Source organism: Streptomyces sp. SID11385 (assembly GCF_010548245.1).
GTDB lineage: Bacteria > Actinomycetota > Actinomycetes > Streptomycetales > Streptomycetaceae > Streptomyces.
Genome location: NZ_JAAGLR010000943.1, coordinates 1 through 21,694 on the forward strand (window position 1 = coordinate 1; position 21,694 = coordinate 21,694).

Genomic DNA, 21,694 nt, shown 5'->3' on the forward strand with positions numbered 1-21,694 from the left:
GCCCGTGACGCGTGGCCCCGGCGGGTGGCCCGCCAGGAGCGACGGAACGCCCCCGAGCCGCCGCAGCGCGCCGCCCCGGCCGCGTGCGCCGGGCACCGGCAGTACGAGAGCCCCGAGTACGACGCCGTCGCTGTCGTCCACCAGCAGGTCACGTGCTACGGGCCGCCCGTCGAGCACCGCCCGCGCCGCCGCCACCGGATCGACGGGCACCCCCAGCACCCGGGCGAGCGCGGCACCGGCGCCGTCCCCCGCGAAGACCGGCACCCACCCCACCACCCGCTCCCGGCCCCGCCGCCCGCTCCCGCGCTCCTGCGGGACGACACCGCCCCGCAAACCGTCAGCGCGCGAGGCGTCGTCCCGCAAGTCCCTGACCCGGGCACCCGAACTCCCGGCAGCACCAGCGGCGTCGCCACCCCGGGGCTCACCCACCCGCGAACCCTCGCCCCCGAACCGGTGCCCGCGCGCTCCACCCCCCACCGAGCCCCGAGCCGACGAGCCCCCGACTTCGCCGCCCCCGACCTCGCCCCCCTCGGCCCGCTTGCCCCCGGCCCACGAGCCCCCGCCCGAGGACCCCTGGTTCGGGGTGCCCGCGCCCGAGGGCCCCTGGTTCGGGGTGACCCCGCCCGAGGACCCCTGGCCCTGCGAGCCTTCGACCGGGGAGGCCGTCCGCTGCGAGTCGTCCGCGCTTGCTTCCTGACCGCCGGAGCGCTGCCCGCGCGAGCCACCGACTCCCGGGCCCTCGCCCAAGGAGCCCCGGACCTGGGCACCTTCAGCCGAGGAGCCCGCCCCCTGTGAGCCTCCCGCCCGGGAGCCCTGTCCCCCGGGGCTCCCAGCCTGCGAGCCCCCAGCGGGGGAGTCCGTTCCCCGCGAGTCACTAGCCAGGCCCCCCGCTCCCCGCGAGCCCGCATCCAAGCCCCCCGCCCCCCGCGAGCCTCCATCCGGCTCCCTCGCTCCGCACAGGCCACCCGCCCCGGAGCCCCGTCCCCCCGAGCCCTGCTCGTGCGAGTCGCCCTCTCCCGAGCCCTCCTCCCGAGAACCCCCGCCCCCCACGCCTCCGGCCAGGAAGCTCCCGCCCCCCACGCCTCCAGCCAGGAGACCCCCGTCCCCTCCCGCTCCGACCTCGTCCGCCTCCACGCCTTCCCCCTCGCTCCCTCCATCCCCTCCGGCCGGTCCGGGCCCGGCCGCCCCGCTCCCGCCGCCCCCCACGCCCAGCATTCGCCCCCGGTACAGCGCTCCCACCGCCCTGACCAGTGCCGTTTCGTCGCCCACGACGATCACTCGGCGGCGGCCCGCTCGGCGGACCATGTTCGCGTATTCCTCCGGGGTTTCGGGGAGGCAGACCTTCACTTCCGCCCCGGCGGCCAGGACGTCGCGGGCGATGCGGACGGACTCGCCGTCCGTGCGGCGGGCCGCGGGGTCGATCACGAGCAGCAGGGAGGGGGCTGGGTACGCCGAGGGCTCTGGAGCCGACACCGCTGTCCTTCCTCGGGTAGTCGGGTAGCATCTTTGTGCAAGAGCCCCTTGCGCTATTGCGCCAGGGGCTTCGTCTATTCCGGGGCACCGGTCCGACGGCTCGCGGCCGATGACGGTCGCCGGTACACGCCCGCGCACACTCCGTCGCGGCACGTACCGGAAGACGGTGTACGTCGTAACCACGTACGCCCCGACCATGGACATGCCCCACCCGGAAGGGGTGTACGCCTGTGCCCGCACTTGTGCTGCTCGGTGCTCAGTGGGGTGACGAGGGCAAGGGGAAGGCGACCGATCTGCTCGGCGGCTCGGTCGATTACGTGGTGCGCTACCAGGGCGGCAACAACGCCGGCCACACGGTCGTCGTCGGCGACCAGAAATACGCGCTCCACCTGCTCCCCTCCGGCATTCTGTCGCCCACCTGCGTGCCGGTCATCGGCAACGGTGTCGTCGTGGACCCGGCGGTCCTGCTCTCCGAGCTGAGCGGGCTGAACGAGCGCGGCGTCGACACGTCGAAGCTCCTGATCAGCGGAAACGCCCACCTCATCACGCCGTACAACGTGACGATGGACAATGTCTCCGAGCGCTTCCTCGGCAAGCGGAAGATCGGTACGACGGGGCGCGGCATCGGTCCGACGTACGCGGACAAGATCAACCGCACGGGTATCCGCGTGCAGGACCTGTACGACGAGTCGATCCTGCTCCAGAAGGTCGAGGCGGCCCTCGACATAAAGAACCAGATGCTCGTCAAGCTCTACAACCGCCGCGCGATCGACGCCCAGCAGATCGTGGCGGAGCTGCTGGAGTACGCGGAGAAGCTGCGTCCGTACGTCACGGACACCTCGCTCGTGCTCAACAAGGCGCTCGACGAGGACAAGGTCGTGCTCATGGAGGGCGGTCAGGGCACGCTCCTGGACGTCGACCACGGCACGTATCCCTTCGTGACCTCGTCGAACCCGACGGCGGGCGGTGCCTGCACCGGTTCCGGGATCGGGCCGACGAAGATCAGCCGCGTCATCGGCATCCTGAAGGCGTACACGACGCGCGTCGGCGCGGGCCCGTTCCCGACGGAGCTGTTCGACGAGGACGGCGAGGCGCTGCGGCGCATCGGTGGCGAGCGCGGCGTGACGACGGGGCGCGACCGGCGCTGCGGCTGGTTCGACGCGCCGATCGCCCGCTACGCGACCCGCGTCAACGGCCTCACGGACTTCTTCCTCACGAAGCTCGACGTGCTCACGGGCTGGGAGCGCATCCCGGTCTGCGTCGCGTACGACATCGACGGCGAGCGCGTCGAGGAGGTCCCGTACAACCAGACGGACTTCCACCACGCGAAGCCGGTCTACGAGTACCTGCCGGGCTGGAGCGAGGACATCACGAAGGCGAAGTCGTTCGCCGAGCTGCCGAAGAACGCGCAGGCGTACGTGAAGGCGCTGGAGGAGATGTCCGGCGCCCCGATCTCGGCGATCGGGGTCGGCCCGGGCCGCAACGAGACGATCGAGATCAACTCGTTCCTGTAGGACCCAGGGGCCTGCCAAGCCGCAGGGCCTGTGTCCCGGCGGCCCGCAGAACCCGGGCGCTCGGCCGGAGCCGGGCGCCCAGGGGCTCCCTCCGCGAGGTGGGTGAGTACTCACTCACCTCGCGGAGGGGGCCCCTTCCGCTTCTTCCGGCGCGCTCGCCTCCTTCTTCCCTCCCGGCAGGACGCCCGCCTCCTTCTCCCGCCCCGGCAGGACGAAGGAGAGCGCGACCGCCAGGGCCGTGAAGCCCGTCGCCCACCAGAAGGCCGTGGCGAAGGCGTCCGCGAGGGAGCCGGAGCCGTGGGCGGCGCGGGCGAGGATGACGGCGAAGAGGGCGACGCCGACCGAGCCGCCGATCTGCTGGGCGATGCGGGTCACGATGCTGGCGTGCGGGACCTGGGCGCGCGTGAGGCCGTGGAAGGCGACCGTCATGAGCGGGATGACGACGATGCCGAGGCCCAGGCCGCGTACGAGAAGCGCGATCATGAGCGGCCAGGTCGTCGTGTGCGCGTCCGCGAAGGCGAACGGGACGGTGGCGACGCCGACGAGGACGAAGCCGATGACCGTCACCCAGCGTTCGCCGATCCGCTCGGTGAGGCCGGGCGCGAGCGCGCGGCTCAGGAGCGAGCCGACGCCCTGCGGGATGAGGTAGAGCCCGGCGGCGAGGGCGCTCGCGCCGCGCAGTTGCTGCCAGTAGAGCGGCAGCAGGAGCATCGCGCCGTAGAGCGAGGCGCCGGTGAGGAAGAGCAGCGCCGTCGCGGCCCACGTCGGGCGCGAGCGCAGCACCTGGAGATCGACGAGCGCGGCGCCGCCCTGCCGCAGGGCCCGTACGCAGAAGACCACGAGCAGCACCGCGCCCGCCACGACGGGCAGGATGACGTCGGGCTGCCCGAAACCGCCGTCCCCCGTCACGTTCGACAGGCCCCACAGGAGGGCGACGAGGGCGGGCGCGAGGAGCAGGAAACCGGGCAGGTCGAGGCGCGGGCGCCGGGCGGCGGGGGCGTCCGCGGGGATCAGGCGCTGGGCGAGGACGAGTCCGGCCAGGCACAGCGGGACGTTGACCAGGAAGAGCCAGCGCCACGAGCCGGCGCCGAGGATCAGGCCGCCGATCACAGGGCCGAGGATCGGGCCGACGGCGGCGGGCAGGGCGATCGTGGCCATGAGCTTGCGGGCCTGCGCCGCCGGGGCGGACTGCATGACCATCGTCGTCATGAGCGGCATCATCGCGCCGCCGCCGAGGCCCTGGAGCACGCGGAAGCCGATGAGGCTCGGGACGTCCCACGCCGCCGCGCACAGCACCGAGCCGAGCAGGAAGACGGCGAGCGACCACAGCCAGAGCCGTTTCGCGCCGAGCCGCCCCTGCAACCAGCCGACCGTCGGGATGACGACGCCGAGGGCGAGGAGGTAGCCCGTACTGACCCACTGGATCGCGTCGACGCCCGAGTGGAGATCACGGGCGAGGTCGTCGAGCGCGACGCTGACGATCGTCGAGTCCAGGATCACCGCGATACCGCCGACGAGCACGGCGATGGCGGTGCGCAGGGCGGCGGGGTCGAGGGGCGGGGAGCCGGTGGAGGGCGCGGGAGCGGTACGGGAGGACATGCGGGACGACCACCTTAAGGTACGCGTGTGCATCTTAACTGGGCCGAGGGTAAGGCTCGGCCGGTAAGATACGCAAGTGCATCTAATGGGATGCGTCGCCTCGCGGGCTCCGGTGGCGGGACGGGGGAAGATGGCCGCAGGGCGCGCGGGGGCCCGGGAACGCGAGCGGAGGAGAGTGGAGTGTCCGAGAAGACCGGGGAACCCGGGAAGGCCGAGGAGGTACGGAAGGCCGGGGAGTCCGGCGGGTCCGAGAAGGCCAAGGTGGCGCGGCGCAGGCGCGGGGCCGAGCTGGAGCACGCGATCCTCGACGCCGCCTGGGAAGTTCTCGTGGCGCACGGGTACGGGGCCTTCACGTACGAGGCCGTCGCGGCCCGCGCGGGGACGAGCCGGCCCGTCCTCTACCGCCGCTGGGCCAAGCGTGAGGACATGCTCCTCGCGACGCTCGTCCGGCACCTGCGCCCGCTGGAGATGCCCGAGACGGGCAGCCTGCGCGGCGACATGCTCGCCTTCCTCCGCGAGGTCAACGAGGACCGGGCGGCGACCGCCGCGCTCATGCTCGTCCAGCTCGCCGACTACTTCCGTGACACGGGCACCAACTTCACGCAGCTCCGCGCGGCCCTGCGCCCGTCGACCCCCAGCCCCGGCGCGACCCTCGTCGCCCGCGCGGTCGCCCGCGGCGAACTCCCCGACGTCCCCCGCCCCGCCCGCGTGCTCGACCTGCCCTTCGAGCTGATGCGGCACGACATGCTCATGGAGATGCGCGCCCTGCCGGAAGAGAAGATCGTGGAGATCGTGGACGTGGTGTGGCTGCCGCTGCTGGGGATGACGGGGGAGTGGCCGGGAGCGACGGGGGAGTAGGCGGGCAGGGACCGGCGGGGCAGCGGTCGGTTACGCCGATTCCAGCAGGTTCTTCAGGCGGGCCAGGTCCGCCGTGACCATCTCGGCGTCGCGCTCGAACTCGGCGTCGCTCGCCCCGGCCGGGCGGCGGAGGGTGAAGGTGACGAGGCTTCCCGGACCGTCCGTGATGACGCGGACCGGGTTGTTTACGACCTCGCCGCCCGGGAGGGTCACGTCGTGGTCGAGGACGCCGAGATCGTTCGGCGGGACGAAGGCGACCGTGACGCGGCCCATGGGGGTGTCGGGGGCGACCCACTCGTCCCCGTCCCGCTCGATCGAGCCGCCCAGGCCGAGGGCCCAGGCGGGCAGGTTCTCCGGGTTCGAGGCGTAGGCGTAGACGTCGTCGCGGGTACGGTCGACGTGGATGCTCACATGGCGGGTGCTGTGCGTCATGGCGCCGACGGTAGCGGGGGAACGGGGGCGGGGTCTTGAACGAATCGGACACGCGGCAGGGCGAGGACGGGGACGGGACGGTCGCGCGGCCGCGGATCGCCGTGTGCCGTGCGGAGGACGTCGCACTGCTCGACGCGCGCTCGCCGTCCGGGCGGGCCACCTCGTTCCACGCGCGCCGCTTCGCGCGGCAGTGCGCGGGCGGCAGCACGTACCTCCTGGCCTGGGCCGACGGTGCGCCGGTGGGCAACGGCGAGGTGCGGTGGGGCGGTTGCGCGGCGCCGGAGGTGCGCGAGGCGCTCGGGGAGTGCCCGGAGGTCAACGGGCTCGACGTCGTGGCGGAGCTGCGCGGCCGGGGCATCGGTACGGCGCTGATCCGCCACGCCGAAGCGCTCGCCGTCCGCCGGGGAGCGGCCCGGATCGGCCTGGGCGTCGACGAGACCGGCAACCCGCGCGCGGCGCGCCTGTACGCCCGCCTCGGCTACCGGCCGGTGGTCCCGTACCTGGACCGCTGGTCGTACGTGGACCACGACGGCACCGAGCACCGGCAGGCGGACCCGGCCGTCTTCCTGGTGAGGGAACTCGACGGCCGGGCCGCGTGAGCCGCGCCGCCCGCGCGAGGGCCGCCCGCGAGCCCCCAGCCCCGCCCTGCCCAGCTCAGCTCACGAACTCCCTCTCCCCGTACCGCACTTCCGCCGTGTTCCAGTCGACGCCCAGGTCCTTCGTGAACTTTCGTGCCAGGGGCAGCTCTTCGAGCGGGGACACGAGGACGAGGTGGCCGTCCTCGGTGACCGAGCCGCCGCCCAGCTCCTCGCGGGCCTGAGGATGCGCGCGGAGCGCCGCGCGCAGTCCGGCCGCGCTGACGCCGGGGGCCTCGATCCGTACGGCGTCCGTCGCGGGAGTGCGGCGGGGCAGGCAGCGGAAGGTGAGGACGGACTCCTGGTGGTACTGCTTCGCGAGGACGCCCGCGAGGTGGCGCAGGCCCGCGTGGTTCGTCCCCTCCACCGCGAACTCGCGCGAGCGCTCGAAGGTCGTCTTCCGCAGCTCGGTGGACCAGAAGACGCCGTCGAGGAGCGTCGAGGCACCGGGGCGGGCGCCGTGGGCGCGGATGACGCCCCGCACCTCGCGGTCGAAGCGCGTGAGCCGGGTCCGCAGGCGCCGATCGGCGGGGTCGGTGATGACGGCGGTGTTGTTCGTGGCGAAGACCTCGCCGGAGGGGCAGCGGGGCGCCTCCGGGCCGGGAACGGCGTCGTGCGCCCGTACGGCGGTGGGGGCGGCGGCGCCCAGCGTGGCCGCGAGGGCCGAGAGGGCGAGGAGGAGGCGGAGGCCGCGAGGGGCGGCGGGTACGTTCACGCGGTGCCCAACGAGGAGGCGGCGGGAGCGGTTGCGCGGAGCGGACGGGGCCGGCCTGGCGGGCTGTTCCTTGGCTCTCGGCTGGCGCCCGGACGCCCGGTTGGGCCGTGACCACCCCCGGGCAGACCGGGAAGAACGCCGTCTTGCGGTGCTGGTGGCCCCGTACCGGCCCCGTCCTCCGCGGACCTTAGCCGGAGGGTCCGACACTCGGCCCGGAGGCGGGCTCCGAGGCGGGCGGTGAGGTCTCCTGCGGTGCCCCACGAGCGCGGCCAGGGCTTCGCGCGTACGCGGGGTCCACGGGTCAGGCGGGCGTGACCGCGGTGACCGTGCCCGTCCACGAGTCGCGGTCGGGGTCGGCCTCCCAGCGCACGGTGAGGCGCGTCCGCGTGGCCGCCTCCGTGCCATGCGGGGAGCTTAAGCAAGGGCAGGCGTGTCCCGTTCGGGACGCCCGGCCCTCTTCGCCCGTCTCACCCCGTCGGGGCCCCGCACCGCCCACCCGACTCCGGCCCCCCGCACGGCAGTTGGCGCTGTCGCGTGATCGCGTTCGTGCCCGGGCCGCTCGTCAGGTAGTCGAGGAAGCCCGCGGCCGGGGATGTCTCGGGCGGGGTGCCGTACGTGTACGCGTACTCGATGGCCGTGAACGGGTACTGCGGCGTACTGGCCGTGGGCGCCGTGCCGCCGATCGTCAGTGCGCGGACCTCGCGCGGGAGGGTGTCCGCGCGGCGCTCCGCGTAGCCGATCGCACCGGGTATCGCGGCGACCGTGCGCAACAGGGCGTCCGTGGAGGGGCGTTCGCAGCGCAGGAGGGCGACGTCGGGGTCGGTGCGGGTGCGGCAGTCGGGGGCCGTGACGGCCGGTTCGCCCTCGTCCTTGTGGAGCAGCGTGTGCTCGAAGGTGGCGCGGGTGCCCGAGCCCGAGGTGCGCGAGACGACCGTGATGGGCAGGTCGGGGCCGTCGACCGTCTTCCAGTTGGTGATGTCGCCGCGGAAGATCTTGCGTATCCGGGACGGGCTCAGGTCGCGGCGGGGGAGGGGGAGCTTCGCGTTCACGACGACGGTGAAGGCCGTGAGCGCGACGGGGAGGCGGCGCAGCTGTGGCGCCGCGTCGATCGCGGGGCCGTCCGAGAAGGCGATCACCGAGGGGAAGCGGCCCTTCGCGGCGAGCCCCCGTTGGGTCAGCGTCTCGATGCCCTCGCCGCTCCCGGCGGCGGCCACCTCCAGCTCGGCGCCCGGGCACTCCTTCTCGTACGCGCGCGCCGCGTCCCGTACGGCGGGGGTGAAGGCCGTCGAGCCGGTGAGCGTCAGGCGCCCCGTCGCGCAGCCGATCGGGAGGCGTGCGTCGGGGAGCAGGATGAGCGTCGCGAGGACGCACACGAAGGCGGTGAGCGCGCTGATGATCACCCAGGCCCAGCGGGAGAGGAGCGGCGGCGTGTCGTCGGGGCTCAGCGCGCGGTTCGGTGTCACGCGGCCTTCGAGGAGGCCGCCGTGCACGGTGACGGGATCGCCGGGGGTGCCGCCGTCGAGGAGGACGAGCAGCTTGTAGTACTCGCCGCGACCGAGCGGGACCCGCGGGATCTTGAGGGTCCCCTCGCTCCACGCGAGCCCGGCACCCGGCGTGAAGTGGGTCGCGAGGTGCTCGGAGCCGGGGCGCTGCGTGACGTCGAGACCGCGCACTCTGCGGCCGGTGAACTCGGCGGTGAGGCCGTGGAGTTCGTGTCCCGTGTAGTGGGAGCTGTCGAGGAACTGGGCGCCGTCGTTCTCGACGCGGAGGAGGACGAGGCTGAGCGCGCTGCCCTGCGGGGTGAGCCCGTCCCCGTCGTCCCCGAGGCCGTCGAGGAGGCCGAGGCTGCCGGGCGTGACGCGCCCCGCGGCGCCGGTGCCCGCTCTGGCCCGTATCGGCATGTCCACCTGCACCCGGTAGCCGAGGTGGCGGCGGCGCGGGACCCGGCGCTCGTACCAGAGCAGGACGACGGAGGCACCGACGCCGAGCACGGCCGTACCGATCGCGACGACGTTCTCCGCGCTGAACCAGTCCACGGCACGCACGCTCCCCCGGAGACGAGACCCGGGCGCCGGTTCCCCCGTCCCCGGCGCCTCGGGGCGTACAACGTATGCGGGGTGGGGCGGGGGAGGAGGCGTGGGAACCGAGTGCTCGGCCAGTGTTCGCCGGGTGTTCGCCGACGGGGGAGAACGTTTGGTTCCGCATACGGGGGGCACGGGCGTGCGGGGGCACGGGCGTGCGGGGCGTGCGCGGCGTGGGTACGGGGCGTGCTCGCGCTGGCGGACCTGGCGGACCGTACGACACTCTGTCGCCCTCCCCGCCCGCCGCGGCGACGATGCGTCCGTACCGCCGCGCCCGCCTCGTCTCCTAGCCTGGCGGTATGACCGCATCGCTGCCTCAGCAGGCCCCGCACGCTCCCCAGCCCGACCCCGTCCGCGGCGCCGCCGTCAAGGCCGCCGACCGTGCGCACGTCTTCCACTCCTGGTCCGCGCAGGAGCTGATCGACCCGCTCGCCGTGGCGGGCGCGGAGGGCTCGTACTTCTGGGACTACGAGGGCCGCCGCTACCTCGACTTCACGAGCGGCCTCGTCTTCACGAACATCGGCTACCAGCACCCGAAGGTCGTCGCGGCGATCCAGGAGCAGGCCGCGACGCTCACGACGTTCGCGCCCGCCTTCGCGATCGAGGCGCGTTCGGAGGCGGCGCGGCTCATCGCGGAGCGCACGCCCGGCGACCTCGACAAGATCTTCTTCACCAACGGGGGCGCGGAGGCGGTCGAGAACGCGGTCCGCATGGCGCGGGTGCACACGAAGCGGCCGAAGGTCCTGAGCGCGTACCGCTCGTACCACGGCGCGACGGCGGCGGCGATCAACCTGACCGGGGACCCGCGCCGTTGGGCGAACGACCAGGGCTCGGCCGGGACCGTCCGCTTCTGGGCGCCGTTCCTCTACCGCACCGCGTTCTACGCGACGAACGAGGCGGAGGAGTGCGAGCGCGCGCTCCAGCACCTGGCGGACACGATCGCGTACGAGGGCCCGTCCACGATCGCCGCCGTCGTGCTCGAAAGCGTGCCGGGGACGGCGGGGATCATGGTGCCGCCCGCCGGATACCTGCGCGGGGTACGGGAGTTGTGCGACCAGTACGGGATCGTGTTCGTGCTCGACGAGGTGATGGCGGGCTTCGGGCGTACGGGCCGGTGGTTCGCGGCCGAGCACTTCGACGTCGTGCCCGATCTGCTGACCTTCGCGAAGGGCGTGAACTCGGGGTACGTGCCGCTCGGCGGGGTCGCGATCGGCGGGAAGATCGCGGACACGTTCGCGCGGACGCCGTACCCGGGCGGCCTCACGTACTCCGGGCACCCGCTGGCCTGCGCGGCGGCCGTCGCGACGATCGGCGTCATGGAGGAGGAGGGGATCGTCGAGGGCGCGGCCCGGCTCGGCCGCGAGGTCGTCGAGCCCGCGCTGCTCGACCTCGCCGCGCGCCACCCGAGCGTGGGCGAGGTGCGGGGCCTCGGCATGTTCTGGGCGCTCGAACTCGTCCGGGACCGCGCGACCCGCGAGCCGCTGACCCCGTACAACGCGAGCGGCGAGGCGGCGGCCCCGATGACGGCCTTCGCGGCGGAGGCGAAGAAGCACGGGCTGTGGCCGTTCGTGAACATGAACAGGACACACGTGGTGCCGCCGCTGAACGTCACGGAGGAGGAACTGAAGGAGGGCTTCGCGGCCCTGGACGCGGCACTCACGGTGGCGGACGGGTTCGTGGGGTGAGGGGGCGGCCCGCACGGGGCGGAGCGGATGCGTCCGCGCCGTGCGGGCGCTCGTGTCAGACTGGCTTCATGGCCGACGCATTGCTGCACTTGACCGCTGCCATCACACATGAGGGCGAGTGGTACGTGGCTCGCTGCCTCCAAGTCGAAGTAGCTTCCCAGGGCGAGACCATCGAAGAGTCGCTGACGAATCTGCGCGAGGCTCTGGAGCTCTACTTCGAGGACGCTCCCGCCCCGGAGGTAACAGACGTGATCATGGCCCCGCTCGATGTCCGGCACGCCGCGTGAGCCCTGCCGTTCCCACGGGACTGTCCGGCGCCGAGATCGTGAAAGCTCTGGAGCGGGCGGGATTCGCGCACGTGTCCACGCGGGGGAGCCACGCGAAATACCGGTGGGGCGAGCGCACGGTGATCGTGCCGATGCACCGGACTCTCTCTCCTGGGACCCTGCGGTCCGTTCTCCGGCAGGCGGACTGGTCCGTGGAGGACCTGAAGGCGAACCTCAAGTAGCCCGGGCGGCCCCCGCCACCCCGCTGACCTCACTCGTTCTCATGTGAAATCCTGCTGCCCCGGCACCCACGGGTAGGGTGACCGGGAGGTCGTGGGCAGGCTCCGGCAAGGGGGGCCGGGTGGGAAGGACGTGGGATGCGCGGTGGTGAGGGCGCGGGGATGGTCACGCGCAGCACGCTGCGGCAGCAGATCGCGGACGCGCTGCGGGACGAGGTCCTCTCGGGGCGGCTCGCGCCCGGCCAGGAGTTCACCGTCAAGGAGATCGCCGAGGGCTTCGGGGTCTCGGCGACGCCCGTGCGCGAGGCGCTCGTGGACCTCTCGGCGCAGGGGCTGCTCGACTCCGTGCAGCACCGCGGCTTCCGGGTGCACACCTTCTCGCTCGACGACTTCCGCACGATGATCGAGGCCCGCTGCCTCGTCTCCGACGCCGTCTTCGGCGGGATCGCCGCCGAGGCGCTGCTCGCCGGCGCGCCGGGCGTGCTCGCCTCCGTACGGCGCAGGGGCGAGGAGGCGCAGCGGGCGGCGGCGGCCGGGGACCTCAACGTGCTCATCGGCTACGACCTGCGGTTCTGGCGCGAGCTGAGCGCCGTCTTCGGCAACTCGTACCTCACCGACTTCCTGCACCGCCTGCGCGTGCAGTCCTGGGTCAGCACCGTGCCCTTCCTGCGCCGCCAGGACGACCTGCGCGGACTCCTGTGGACCGGGCACGGCCACCTCGTCGAAACGCTGCTCGGCGGGGACGCCCGCGCGGCCCGCGAGATCGTCACCGCGTACAACCGGGAGTCGCTGCGGCTCGTCGAGACGCTCGCGGACGGCGGGACGGGCAACGGGGTGCGGGCGCGGGGGTTCTGAGGGCGGGTCGCGGGGGGGTTCGGGGGCTGCGCGCGGCGGGGCGCGGCGTCGGGGCTTCGCTCGTACGGGCCGATCGCGGCACCCGGGGCACGGGGCGGCCCGTGCCGCACTACGCTTGCGGGACCCGCCCGCCCGTGGAGAGCGAGGAGACGTCTCTTGGCCTGTGACCTGTGGCTCGTCCCCCTGGTCGACGTGCTGTGCCACAGCCCCGACAACCCCTTCGCCGAGGAGATCGCGCGGTACGACAAGGCGCTCGGCGAGGCCGGGCTGCCGCCGGTTCCCGTGTACGCGTACATGCCGGGCCTGAGCGGGGACGTCGCCCCGGTCGCGGGCTTCGACTACGAGGCGCTGCACTTCCTGCGCCGCGCCTACCTGCTGAAGCTGTGCGGGCTCGAAGTGACGCCGGTCGACGAACTCGGCGGCGACTACGAGCAGTTGCTGGAGATGTTCGAGGAGGCGGCGCAGCAGTCGCACCTCGTGTGGCACTACGACCACGCGGGGGCGTACGTGCCGCTCGACTTCGCGGCCCCGCTGGCGGACGACGAACTCCTCGCAAGCGGCGGCCCGTTGGGCTCCGCGCACGGGCTGCTGCGCGAACTGGAACTGGTCGCACCGGACTTGGGCATCAACCCGGCCAACCCCCCGGCCCCGCCCCCGCCGCCCCCGGGCCCGACCGACCTGGAGGAACCGGCCGCGCCCCCGCCCCCGGACGACAGCCCCTTCGCCCGCGAACGCCACGTGTGGCTGGGACTGCACGCGGCGGCGACGAGGAGCTTGGCGCAGGGGGCGATGATCGTCTTCAGCTGACCCCTTCGCAGGGGCGGCCAGGCGAGGGCTGCGCCCCCGGGCCCCGTTTCGGGGGCTGCGCCCCGGGCCCTGCTTGGGGCTGCGCCTGCCCCGCTTCGCAGGGCTGCGCCTCCCGCGCCCCCGCTTTCGGGGCTGTCCCGGCTCTCGTTGTTGGGGGCGCGCTGGGGTCCCGCTTTGGGCGGCTGTGCTTCGGGGACTGCTTTGGGGCCCCGGTCCCGCTCTGGTGGCTGCGCCCTCGGGCCCCTGCTTGGGGGCTGCGCCCTCCAGGTTCCCGCTTTCGGGGCTGCGCCCCGGCTCTCGTCGTTGGGGCCGCGCCGGGTTCCGCTTTGGGCGGTTGTGCTTCGGGGCCCTGCTTTGGGGGGTGTGCCCCCGAGCCCTGCTTTGGGGGCTGCGCCCCCGACCCCTCCGGTGCGCCGGGCCTCCTCCGCCGAGCTGTACGGCGCCGGGTCTCGCGGCGAAGCGTTTCCTCCCTCCGCCGTCGTGCGGCCTCCGGTCGTTACCTCGGTTCCGGGGGGCGTTGCCTCGGCATGTTGGGCCTTGCCCCGGGGGGGAGGGGGAAGCGGCCCTGGGGGAGGGGGTCCGGGCGGCCCGGGAGGGGGCCCGCGACCGGGGACGACTGCGTGGCGAGCGGGGTCGGGCCCGTACCGAACTCCACCATCCAGTCCGCCGTCTCCGCCCGCACCAGCTCCGTCACGTCCTCCGTGAAGCGCCGCAGGACCGACAGGCACCGCTCCGTCGCCTCCGAGGCCGTCCCCTCCGCCGGGCCCAGCACCTCCCGCACGCTCTCCGAGGCCCAGTCGAACTGGAGGATCTGGAGCCTGCGCTGCACCGCCTGCGCCGTCGCCACATCCCGCATCCACCCCGAGCCGAGCCCGAGGTACCGGTCGAGCCCCACGCACCCCGCCGCGAGCAGCAGCGCCAGGTACCCCCACGGCGCGAGCCCCGTCAGCGCCCCCGCCAGGTCGAGGATCGGCAGCGCGGCCCCCGCCATGACCCCGAGCGCCGCGGCGAGACGGAGCAGCCGGGCCAGGCGCCGCTTCCAGTAGCGGTCGTGCAGGTACCACTCGGCCGTCGCGAGCGCCCCCGCCTCCACCCACTGGTACAGCTCGTCGAGCCGCTCGGCGGGCTCGCCCCAGTCCCCGAGCGGGAAGGGCCGCCCGGTCAGGTCGGGGCGGGCGGCCGTGGGGCCCCCTCGCCCGGCCCGCCGCGCTCGGGGGTCCTGGGGGGGACCCTCGGGCTGCATGTCCGGCTGACTCACCCGTCCACTCCCTCTGCCTGCGGTACCGCTCCGCGTTCCGCGGGCGATTGGTGCGATTGGTGCAAGGCTCCTTCCTACCGCCGGGCGAGTGGCGAGGAGCGCCGATTCAAACCTTTTCCGCCCGGACGAGCGGTCTGGTCAGGTATAGGACCGTGTCCGGGATCACTCGAAAGAGTGCCGGGGCATGGGGCACGCTGCTCACGTAGGCTCGATGCGGGTGGAATCGACGGCGGTTGGTACGCGGATCACGCGAGCGCCGTACGTGTCCGCCCGCCAGCCGTACGACCCCGTACGGGCCGTGCGACCGCGCGGCCCGACCCAGCAGCCAGGAGAGCCGATCGTGATTCCCGGTGGTGGCCAGCCCAATATGCAGCAGCTGCTCCAGCAGGCCCAGAAGATGCAGCAGGACCTCGCCCGCGCCCAGGAGGAGCTGGCGGCGACCGAGGTCGACGGGCAGGCGGGCGGTGGCCTCGTGAAGGCCACGGTCAACGGCTCCGGCGAGCTGAGGGGCCTGGTCATCGACCCCAAGGCGGTCGACCCCGAGGACACCGAGACCCTCGCGGACCTCGTCGTCGCGGCCGTCCAGGCGGCGAACGAGAACGCGCAGCAGCTCCAGCAGCAGAAGCTCGGCCCGCTGGCCCAGGGCCTCGGTGGCGGCGGCATCCCCGGCCTGCCCTTCTGAACCAGGGTGAACATCGGGGGGAATTCAGGGGTGCACCTGAGACCCCCTCAGGGGTCCACCCCGAAGGAACCCGGATCTTCACCGAAGCGGGTTCCCCCGGCCCTCCGGGCCCCCTACCGTGAGACACGACCGTCCGCTCCGGACCGGCACGCGAGCACCGCGCGCCCCGGCGCGGACACAGGAAAGGCGATCCGTTGTACGAAGGCGTGGTCCAGGACCTCATCGACGAACTGGGCAGGCTCCCCGGCGTCGGTCCCAAGAGTGCGCAGCGGATCGCCTTCCACATCCTCCAGACCGAGCCGGCCGACGTGCGCCGGCTCGCGAACGCGCTGATGGAGGTGAAGGCGAAGGTCCGCTTCTGCGCGGTCTGCGGGAACGTGGCCCAGGAGGAGCACTGCAACATCTGCCGCGACCCGCGCCGCGACCCCGCCGTCATCTGCGTCGTGGAGGAGCCGAAGGACGTCGTCGCGATCGAGCGGACGCGCGAGTTCCGGGGCAGGTACCACGTGCTCGGCGGGGCGATCAGCCCCATCGAGGGCGTCGGCCCCGACGATCTGCGCATCCGCGAACTGCTCGCCCGCCTCGCCGACGGCACGGTGACCGAGCTGATCCTCGCGACCGACCCGAACCTGGAGGGCGAGGCCACGGCGACGTACCTCGCCCGCATGATCAAGCCCATGGGCCTGCGCGTCACACGCCTGGCGAGCGGCCTCCCGGTCGGCGGTGACCTGGAGTACGCGGACGAGGTCACGCTCGGCCGGGCCTTCGAAGGGAGACGACTCCTCGATGTCTGAGACCACGAGCAGGCCGGAGACCGGCGTGCCCCTCGCACCGGCGCCCCGCGCGGACGGCTCCGACCCCGCCGACTTCTCCACGCAGATCGCCGACCAGATCGAGAGCTTCCTCCTCGCGGTCACGGCGATCGCCAAGGGCGACGACCCGGACAGCGCCGTCCCCTACCTCCTCCTGGAGGTCTCGCAGCTCCTGCTCGCGGGCGGGCGCCTCGGCGCGTACGAGGACATCCTTCCCGACGAGCGGTACGAGCCCGATCTCGGCGACGAGCCGGACAGCGACCCGCTCCGCGAGGGCCTGGCCCAGCTCCTCGACCCGGTCGACGTCTACTCCGAGGTCTTCGACCCGTACGAGCCCCGCAAGGCCCCCGTCGCGCACCGCCTCTCCGACGACCTCTCGGGCATCGTCACCGAGCTGCGCCACGGCCTCGCGCACTACCGCGCGGGGCGCGTCTCCGAGGCGCTGTGGTGGTGGCAGTTCTCGTACTTCACCAACTGGGGCCCGAACGCGTCCGCCGCCCTGCGCGCCCTCCAGTCCCTCGTCGCCCACGTCCGCCTCGACCAGCCCCTCACCCCGCTCGACGGCCTCGACACGGACCAGGAGCTGGACGGCGAGGACGAGTTGGCGGAGGAGGCCGGCCGCGTGATGCGCGCGGAGATCCTGGGCCGCGAGCCACGCTGAAACGGGCGGTCGGAGCGGGGGCCCGCTTGAGCGGGGCCGATCGGCGCCGGGGTCCTGCTTGAGCGGGGCCGGTCGGCGCCGGGGTCCTGCCTGACACGGCGCCTTGGACCGCAGCGCCTCAGACCCCAGCGCCGCCGCCCTCGCCCCCGTCCGCCCCGCCCCCGTCCACAATCGCCTGCACCGCCGCCCCGTACTGCCGTACCACCGCCTCCGTGTCCGCCGACGCGAGCGGTTCGAGCAGCATCACGTAGCGCATGAGCGACAGGCCGATGAGCTGCGTCGCGATGAGTGACGTGCGCAGCTTCACGTCCGCGCCGTCGAGGGCCGCGACGAGGACGCGGCCGAGCACTCCGCCCGCGACCTCGCGCAGCCGCGCTCCCGCGTCGCCGTGGACGGCGGCGGAGCGGACCATCGCCATGAGCGCCGGGCGCGAGGCCGCGTCGTCCCACACCGAGAGGTGCGCGCGGACGAGGCGTTCGCCGACACCCTCGCGCGGGCCCGCGGAGGCTTCGCCGAGCGCGGTCCAGAGGCGTTCGGGCAGTTCGAGAGCCTTGACGAAGAGGCTCGCCTTCGAGCCGTAGAAGTGGTGCACGAGCGCCTGGTCGACGCCCGCCGTCTCGGCGATCCACCGCAGGCTCGTCCCGTCGAAACCGCGCTCGGCGAAGCAGGCGCGGGCGGCGTCGAGTATCGCCACGCGCGTACGGGTCTCCCCGGGCCTGCGTCCCCCGGCGTGCTTGCCCTGCCCCGTACCCGTCTCCGCGTCCTCAGCCATTCCTCCATCATGCCTCCCGCTCCGCACCGCTCCGGCTCCGTAACTCATCTCACGATGAACTCATCGCCTAATGAGTTGTACAGTGAGAGCGACCCACCACGTCAGAGAGAGGAGGGTTGCCATGTCGACGACCGACGTCACCGCCGCCCCCACCGGGGCCGGAACCGCCGCCCCCACCGCGATCACCGAGGCCACCGGGAGCACGGGAGCGACCCCGCCGCCCACGTCCGGCGGCAGCCGGAACACCCGCCGTATCGTCGCGGTCGTCGTCGGCCTCGCCGCCGCGATCACGGTGCTGCTGTGCGCCTTCGGCCTGCCTTCCGTCAACGGCGGCCCGCACCACGCTCCGCTCGGCGTCACCGGGCCGCAGCAGGCCGTCGCCGCCGCGCAGGACCGGCTCCCCGACGAGCAGTGGGACGTGAAGACGTACGCGAACGCGCACGCGCTCGCCGAGGCGATCCACGACCGCGACGTGGTCGGCGGCCTCGCGCTCGGCGCGGACGGGATCGACGTGTACACCGCCTCGGCGGGCGGCCAGCAGATCAGCACGGCGATCAGCGGCCTCGGTACGGGCCTCGCCGATCAGCAGCACGTCAAGGCGACGACGCACGAGGTCGTCGGCTTCGGCGCGGACGACCCGCACGGCACGGGGCTCACCTCGCTCGCGCTGCCGCTGATGTTCGGCGGCATCCTGCCGGTCATGATCCTCGCGCTCGTGGCCCCGGGCGCGGCGACGCTGCGTGCCCGGCTCGGCGGAGCGGTCGCCTTCGCGCTCATCGCGGCGGCGGGCGTGACGGCGGTGCTCCACTTCGGTACGGGCACGGTCGACGGCGACTACGGGGCGACCTGGCTGAGCCTCAGCTTCGGGATGCTCGCGCTCGGCCTGCCCTTCCTCGGCCTCCAGGCCCTCTTCGGCCAGCGCGGATTCATCGGCCTCGCGGTCGCGATGATGTTCCTCGGCAACCCGCTCTCGGGCCTCGCGACGGGCCCCTACTGGCTGCCGGACGGCTGGTCGACGCTCGGCCAGCTCATCCCGATGGGCGCCTCGGGCTCGCTCCTGCGCGCGGAGACCTTCTTCGGCGGCACGGGAGCGGCCGGGCCGCTCGCGGTGCTCGGTGTGTGGGCGGCGGCGGGCCTGGCGATGGTGCTGGTGGCGCTGCGGCGTACGGGGCGCCGCGGCGAGGAGCCGGTACGCGGCTGAGCGGCAGGCGCCTCACGGAACGGGGCCGCGCGGGGGCGACCCGCGCGGCCCCGCGGCCGTCGGGGGCCCGTACCCGCCGCCGTGCCCGCCCTGACCGGGGCCAGGACGGTCGGCGGACCTCACCCCTCCACCTTCTGTGCGATTCTCCGCGTCGTGGTGGCGAGGCGCCGGTCGAGGAGGGGGAGCGGCTGGACGGGGTGGACGGTCCACGTCCACAGCGCCTCGGGCCCGCCGAGCCGCAGCGCGTACGGGAGTCCGGCCCGCAGCGAGCGCCGGTCCGCCTCCGTGCGCCGCCAGTGGTCCCCGAGCCAGGACCAGGCCCGGTCGAACTCCTCGGCCGCCAGCTCCGCGACGACATCCCGCACGCCCTCGCGCACCCACTCCAGCGCCTCCCCCGGCGTCAGTGCGAGAATCCCGCGCGGCGCCGAGGGCGCCGGCGTCCGCTCGCACCGGCACCAGTACCGGAGAGGAAGAGTGGCGGCCGGCATGAACCCTCCAGCGGTGCGGGCTTGTTGGCGGAGTGGGGAGGCTTCCGCGCTTACGAGAGTGGACCGTACCCAATCCCGGAGGAAAGTTATTCCAGCGCACTCATCACTCGAAGGGATGAGTTGACCGCAGGACCTTGTGGGCCTGTGAAACAGCACCTCATCATGTCGCCATGGCTCAGAGCGACATGCCGACGATGCGCAGCCGCCGCCTAGGCGCCGAACTCCGCCGCCTCCGCCTGGAGGCCGGGCTGAAGGTCAACGACGTGGCCACGGCCCTGGAATGCGGTCAGCCGAAGATCAGCCAGATCGAGAACGGAAAACGCGGTATACGGCCACTCGACCTGACGACGTTCTTCAACCTCGTGGGCGTGGACGACGAGCAATACCGCAATAACGTTCGGAGGCTGGCGAAGCAGATCCACAAGCGGGACTGGTGGTCGGGCGAGGGGCCGATGCTGGACGACGCCCTCAAGGACTTCATGACCCTGGAGGTCGACTCCGAGCTGATCCGCACCTACGAGTGCAGCGTCATGCCGGGACTGCTCCAGACCGAGGGCTACATGCGGCGCGTCTTCGCCACGCGCTGGACGCCCGAGAAGGAGGAGGAGATGGTGCGGGTCCGGTTCAAGCGCCAGGAACTCCTGGAGGGCGAGGGCGCCTTCCGCTTCCGCGCCGTGATCGATGTGCCCGTCCTGCACCGGATCGCGGGCGGCAGGCACGTGGTGATCGACCAGCTGAACCACTTGCTGGAGATGAGCGAGCGCAGCAAGGTGACGATCCAGGTCCTGCCCCTGGAGGCGGCGCTCCCGATGGAGCAGCGAGTGCCGCACTACATCCTGAGTCAGCGCGGTGAACCGCCGGTTGACGTCGTGTGGTTGGAGCACATGAGCGGTGGTACGTTGCTCGAACAGCGCTCTGACGTGGCGTTCTACCTCGGCCTGTGGGACGAGTTGACGGCTGCCGCCATGTCGCCGAAGCAGTCGCTGGACTATGTGCGGAACTTGATCAAGGAAACGTGAGTCATGCCCAGGCGGTCCCGCCCCTTCGTGTCAGTGACTGAGCCGGAAAGCCTGGATTGGCACAAGAGCACGTACAGCGGAACCTCCAACGCCTGCCTCGAACACGCCGCCACCCCTGCCGGCCGCCACGCCGTCCGCGACACCAAGGACCGCGCCCGCGGCGCCCTCGCCTTCTCCCCCGAGAGCTGGACCCGCTTCCTGCGGGCCGTGGCCTGACCGGCCCGTCGCCTAAGCCGCTTCCGTTTCCGCTTCCGGCTCCGGTGCGATCCCCGCGCGCCGTACGTGGGCCATGACCTCGTCGAGCTGGTCGCGGGCGCGGGTCAGTTCGTCGATGCGCTCCTGGATGGAGGCGCGCTCGTGGCGGACCTTCGCGTACATGTCGCGGGTCGCGTGGCCCGTGGTGACGCAGGGGATGAGGGCGAGGATCGTGCGGGAGGGGAGCCCGGCCGCGTAGAGGAGCTGGATCAGCTCGACGCGGTCGACGGCCTCGGGCTCGTAGACGCGCTGGCCGCCGGGGGTGCGCGTGGAGTCCAGGAGTCCCTGCTGCTCGTAGTAGCGCAGCGAGCGCACGCTCGCGCCGGTGCGCCGGGCGAGTTCGCCGATCTTCACCGTGTGGCTCCCGTCACTTCGGCTTGTCTCTGACATTGGTGTCAGGTTCTAGCGTAGTCGGTGTCCCCGGGAGCCGGGGATTCGTACCGGTACGCGGTACCGACCGCCGTACCGATTCGCGCCGGGAGCGTGCCATGAACATCGCAGGACAGACCGCCTTCGTCACCGGGGCCAACCGCGGCATCGGCCGCCGGTTCGTCGGCGAACTCCTCGCGCGGGGCGCCGGCAGGGTCTACGCGGGGGTGCGCGAGCCGGAGCGCGCGGACGAGGCGCTGCGCACGGACCCGCGCGTCACGCTCGTCCGCCTCGACCTCACGGACCGCGCGACGATCGAGGCGGCGGCGCGGCAGGCCGAGGACGTGTCGCTGCTGGTCAACAACGCGGGGATCAGCCTCATGGGGCCGCTGCTCGACGGGCCGCTCGACGGGACCCGGCGCACCCTCGACACGAACCTGTACGGGACGCTCGACATGGCCCGCGCCTTCGCCCCCGCCCTGCGCGCGCACCGGGGCGCACTGGTCAACGTCCTGTCGGCGCTCTCCTGGTTCACGGTTCCCGGCGCGGGGGCGTACGCGATGTCGAAGGCCGGGGCGTGGGCGATGACCAACGCGCTCCGTCTCGAACTCGCCCCCGCGGGCGTCCTCGTGCAGGGCGTTCACCTCGGCGCCGCCGACACCGACATGATGGGCGACTACGAGGGCCCGAAGATCGACCCGGTCGAGGTCGCACGGCAGAGTCTCGACGGCGTCGAGAAGGGCGAAATCGAGATCCTGGCCGACGACTGGAGCCGCACGGTGAAGGCCGCGCTGCCCGGCGAGCCGAACGCGGTCCTGAGCCACCTGGGCTGAGGACCGGGGGCCCGGCGCCCCGGCACAGGGCGCGCACAGGGAGCGGCATAGCCTGTGGCCATGCGGCTTCGAGGGGAACGACGGGTGCGGGGCACGAGGCGCGTGGCGGGGGCCGCGCTCACGGCGGGCGCGCTGCTGCTCGCCGGGAGCGGGCTCGCCGGGTGCGGGAGCGGCGCGGGCGGCGG

General features: G+C 73.3%; 23 protein-coding genes and 1 pseudogene. 15 read left to right on the forward strand and 9 right to left on the reverse strand.

The window, feature by feature from the left end; translation table 11 throughout:
• Positions 1-264: pseudogene (locus tag G3I42_RS37945) on the reverse strand (hypothetical protein); the annotation flags it as partial.
• Between the two features lie 1,439 nt (positions 265-1,703).
• On the opposite strand from G3I42_RS37945, the gene G3I42_RS28570 reads away from it, so the two are divergent.
• Positions 1,704-2,987, forward strand: coding sequence for an adenylosuccinate synthase (locus tag G3I42_RS28570; protein ID WP_164290645.1), 1,284 nt, complete (start codon positions 1,704-1,706; stop codon positions 2,985-2,987).
• 114 nt (positions 2,988-3,101) lie between these two features.
• On the opposite strand, the gene G3I42_RS28575 is transcribed toward G3I42_RS28570, so the two are convergent.
• Positions 3,102-4,586 carry an MDR family MFS transporter gene (locus G3I42_RS28575; protein ID WP_164290646.1) on the reverse strand — a complete coding sequence of 495 codons (1,485 nt, stop codon included), beginning with the start codon at positions 4,584-4,586 and terminating at the stop codon, positions 3,102-3,104.
• 180 nt (positions 4,587-4,766) lie between these two features.
• On the opposite strand from G3I42_RS28575, the gene G3I42_RS28580 reads away from it, so the two are divergent.
• Positions 4,767-5,444, forward strand: a complete 678-nt coding sequence (locus G3I42_RS28580) for a TetR/AcrR family transcriptional regulator (RefSeq protein ID WP_343244694.1) — start codon at positions 4,767-4,769, stop codon at positions 5,442-5,444.
• A gap of 30 nt (positions 5,445-5,474) precedes the next feature.
• On the opposite strand, the gene G3I42_RS28585 is transcribed toward G3I42_RS28580, so the two are convergent.
• Positions 5,475-5,876 (reverse strand): SRPBCC family protein, encoded by a 402-nt coding sequence (locus tag G3I42_RS28585; RefSeq protein ID WP_164290648.1) that lies wholly within the window; start codon positions 5,874-5,876, stop codon positions 5,475-5,477.
• 35 nt (positions 5,877-5,911) lie between these two features.
• Here G3I42_RS28585 and G3I42_RS28590 point away from each other — a divergent pair, with 35 nt between their 5' ends.
• Positions 5,912-6,475 carry a GNAT family N-acetyltransferase gene (locus G3I42_RS28590; RefSeq protein ID WP_164290649.1) on the forward strand — a complete coding sequence of 188 codons (564 nt, stop codon included), beginning with the start codon at positions 5,912-5,914 and terminating at the stop codon, positions 6,473-6,475.
• 55 nt (positions 6,476-6,530) lie between these two features.
• Here G3I42_RS28590 and G3I42_RS28595 read toward each other — a convergent pair whose 3' ends face one another.
• Positions 6,531-7,226, reverse strand: coding sequence for a hypothetical protein (locus G3I42_RS28595; RefSeq protein ID WP_164290650.1), 696 nt, complete (start codon positions 7,224-7,226; stop codon positions 6,531-6,533).
• Between the two features lie 467 nt (positions 7,227-7,693).
• Complete coding sequence (locus G3I42_RS28600; protein ID WP_164290651.1) at positions 7,694-9,262, reverse strand: substrate-binding domain-containing protein; 1,569 nt, start codon at positions 9,260-9,262, stop codon at positions 7,694-7,696.
• 344 nt (positions 9,263-9,606) lie between these two features.
• Between G3I42_RS28600 and G3I42_RS28605 the strand changes: the two genes are divergently transcribed.
• From G3I42_RS28605 to G3I42_RS28625, 5 genes are all read left to right on the forward strand, one after another.
• Positions 9,607-10,992 (forward strand): aspartate aminotransferase family protein, encoded by a 1,386-nt coding sequence (locus G3I42_RS28605; protein ID WP_164290652.1) that lies wholly within the window; start codon positions 9,607-9,609, stop codon positions 10,990-10,992.
• 68 nt (positions 10,993-11,060) lie between these two features.
• A complete protein-coding gene (locus tag G3I42_RS28610) occupies positions 11,061-11,279 on the forward strand; it encodes a type II toxin-antitoxin system HicB family antitoxin (protein WP_164290653.1) in 219 nt (72 codons plus the stop codon).
• Between the two features lie 38 nt (positions 11,280-11,317).
• On the forward strand, positions 11,318-11,500 hold the full coding sequence (locus tag G3I42_RS28615; protein WP_343244695.1) for a type II toxin-antitoxin system HicA family toxin: 183 nt from the start codon (positions 11,318-11,320) through the stop codon (positions 11,498-11,500).
• A 135-nt stretch (positions 11,501-11,635) separates the two neighbouring features.
• Positions 11,636-12,352, forward strand: coding sequence for a GntR family transcriptional regulator (locus tag G3I42_RS28620; protein ID WP_164290655.1), 717 nt, complete (start codon positions 11,636-11,638; stop codon positions 12,350-12,352).
• Positions 12,353-12,508: 156 nt separating this feature from the next.
• Positions 12,509-13,159 (forward strand): hypothetical protein, encoded by a 651-nt coding sequence (locus tag G3I42_RS28625; protein WP_164290656.1) that lies wholly within the window; start codon positions 12,509-12,511, stop codon positions 13,157-13,159.
• 496 nt (positions 13,160-13,655) lie between these two features.
• Here G3I42_RS28625 and G3I42_RS28630 read toward each other — a convergent pair whose 3' ends face one another.
• The gene (locus tag G3I42_RS28630; protein ID WP_164290664.1) at positions 13,656-14,402 is read right to left on the reverse strand and encodes an SLATT domain-containing protein; all 747 of its coding nucleotides are present in this window, start codon (positions 14,400-14,402) and stop codon (positions 13,656-13,658) included.
• 355 nt (positions 14,403-14,757) lie between these two features.
• Between G3I42_RS28630 and G3I42_RS28635 the strand changes: the two genes are divergently transcribed.
• The 3 genes from G3I42_RS28635 to G3I42_RS28645 all read left to right on the forward strand — a co-directional run bounded on the left by G3I42_RS28635 (position 14,758) and on the right by G3I42_RS28645 (position 16,572).
• Positions 14,758-15,099, forward strand: coding sequence for a YbaB/EbfC family nucleoid-associated protein (locus G3I42_RS28635; protein ID WP_164290665.1), 342 nt, complete (start codon positions 14,758-14,760; stop codon positions 15,097-15,099).
• A gap of 194 nt (positions 15,100-15,293) precedes the next feature.
• Positions 15,294-15,893, forward strand: coding sequence for a recombination mediator RecR (gene recR, locus G3I42_RS28640; protein WP_009067031.1), 600 nt, complete (start codon positions 15,294-15,296; stop codon positions 15,891-15,893).
• Complete coding sequence (locus G3I42_RS28645; protein WP_164290657.1) at positions 15,886-16,572, forward strand: DUF5063 domain-containing protein; 687 nt, start codon at positions 15,886-15,888, stop codon at positions 16,570-16,572. The genes recR and G3I42_RS28645 overlap by 8 nt, the downstream gene beginning before the upstream one ends.
• 118 nt (positions 16,573-16,690) lie before the next feature.
• On the opposite strand, the gene G3I42_RS28650 is transcribed toward G3I42_RS28645, so the two are convergent.
• Complete coding sequence (locus tag G3I42_RS28650) at positions 16,691-17,344, reverse strand: TetR family transcriptional regulator (RefSeq protein WP_164290658.1); 654 nt, start codon at positions 17,342-17,344, stop codon at positions 16,691-16,693.
• A 121-nt stretch (positions 17,345-17,465) separates the two neighbouring features.
• On the opposite strand from G3I42_RS28650, the gene G3I42_RS28655 reads away from it, so the two are divergent.
• Complete coding sequence (locus G3I42_RS28655) at positions 17,466-18,545, forward strand: hypothetical protein (protein WP_164290659.1); 1,080 nt, start codon at positions 17,466-17,468, stop codon at positions 18,543-18,545.
• A 119-nt stretch (positions 18,546-18,664) separates the two neighbouring features.
• Here G3I42_RS28655 and G3I42_RS28660 read toward each other — a convergent pair whose 3' ends face one another.
• A complete protein-coding gene (locus G3I42_RS28660; RefSeq protein WP_164290660.1) occupies positions 18,665-19,033 on the reverse strand; it encodes a hypothetical protein in 369 nt (122 codons plus the stop codon).
• Between the two features lie 170 nt (positions 19,034-19,203).
• Between G3I42_RS28660 and G3I42_RS28665 the strand changes: the two genes are divergently transcribed.
• Together G3I42_RS28665 and G3I42_RS28670 are read left to right on the forward strand one after the other, a co-directional pair.
• On the forward strand, positions 19,204-20,052 hold the full coding sequence (locus G3I42_RS28665; protein ID WP_164290661.1) for a helix-turn-helix transcriptional regulator: 849 nt from the start codon (positions 19,204-19,206) through the stop codon (positions 20,050-20,052).
• Between the two features lie 3 nt (positions 20,053-20,055).
• Positions 20,056-20,268, forward strand: coding sequence for a DUF397 domain-containing protein (locus G3I42_RS28670; RefSeq protein WP_164290662.1), 213 nt, complete (start codon positions 20,056-20,058; stop codon positions 20,266-20,268).
• Between the two features lie 12 nt (positions 20,269-20,280).
• Here the strand turns inward: G3I42_RS28670 and G3I42_RS28675 are convergent, their stop codons facing one another.
• A complete protein-coding gene (locus tag G3I42_RS28675; RefSeq protein ID WP_164290666.1) occupies positions 20,281-20,661 on the reverse strand; it encodes a MerR family transcriptional regulator in 381 nt (126 codons plus the stop codon).
• A 134-nt stretch (positions 20,662-20,795) separates the two neighbouring features.
• Between G3I42_RS28675 and G3I42_RS28680 the strand changes: the two genes are divergently transcribed.
• On the forward strand, positions 20,796-21,509 hold the full coding sequence (locus G3I42_RS28680) for an SDR family oxidoreductase (protein WP_164290663.1): 714 nt from the start codon (positions 20,796-20,798) through the stop codon (positions 21,507-21,509).
• Positions 21,510-21,694: the final 185 nt, after the last annotated feature.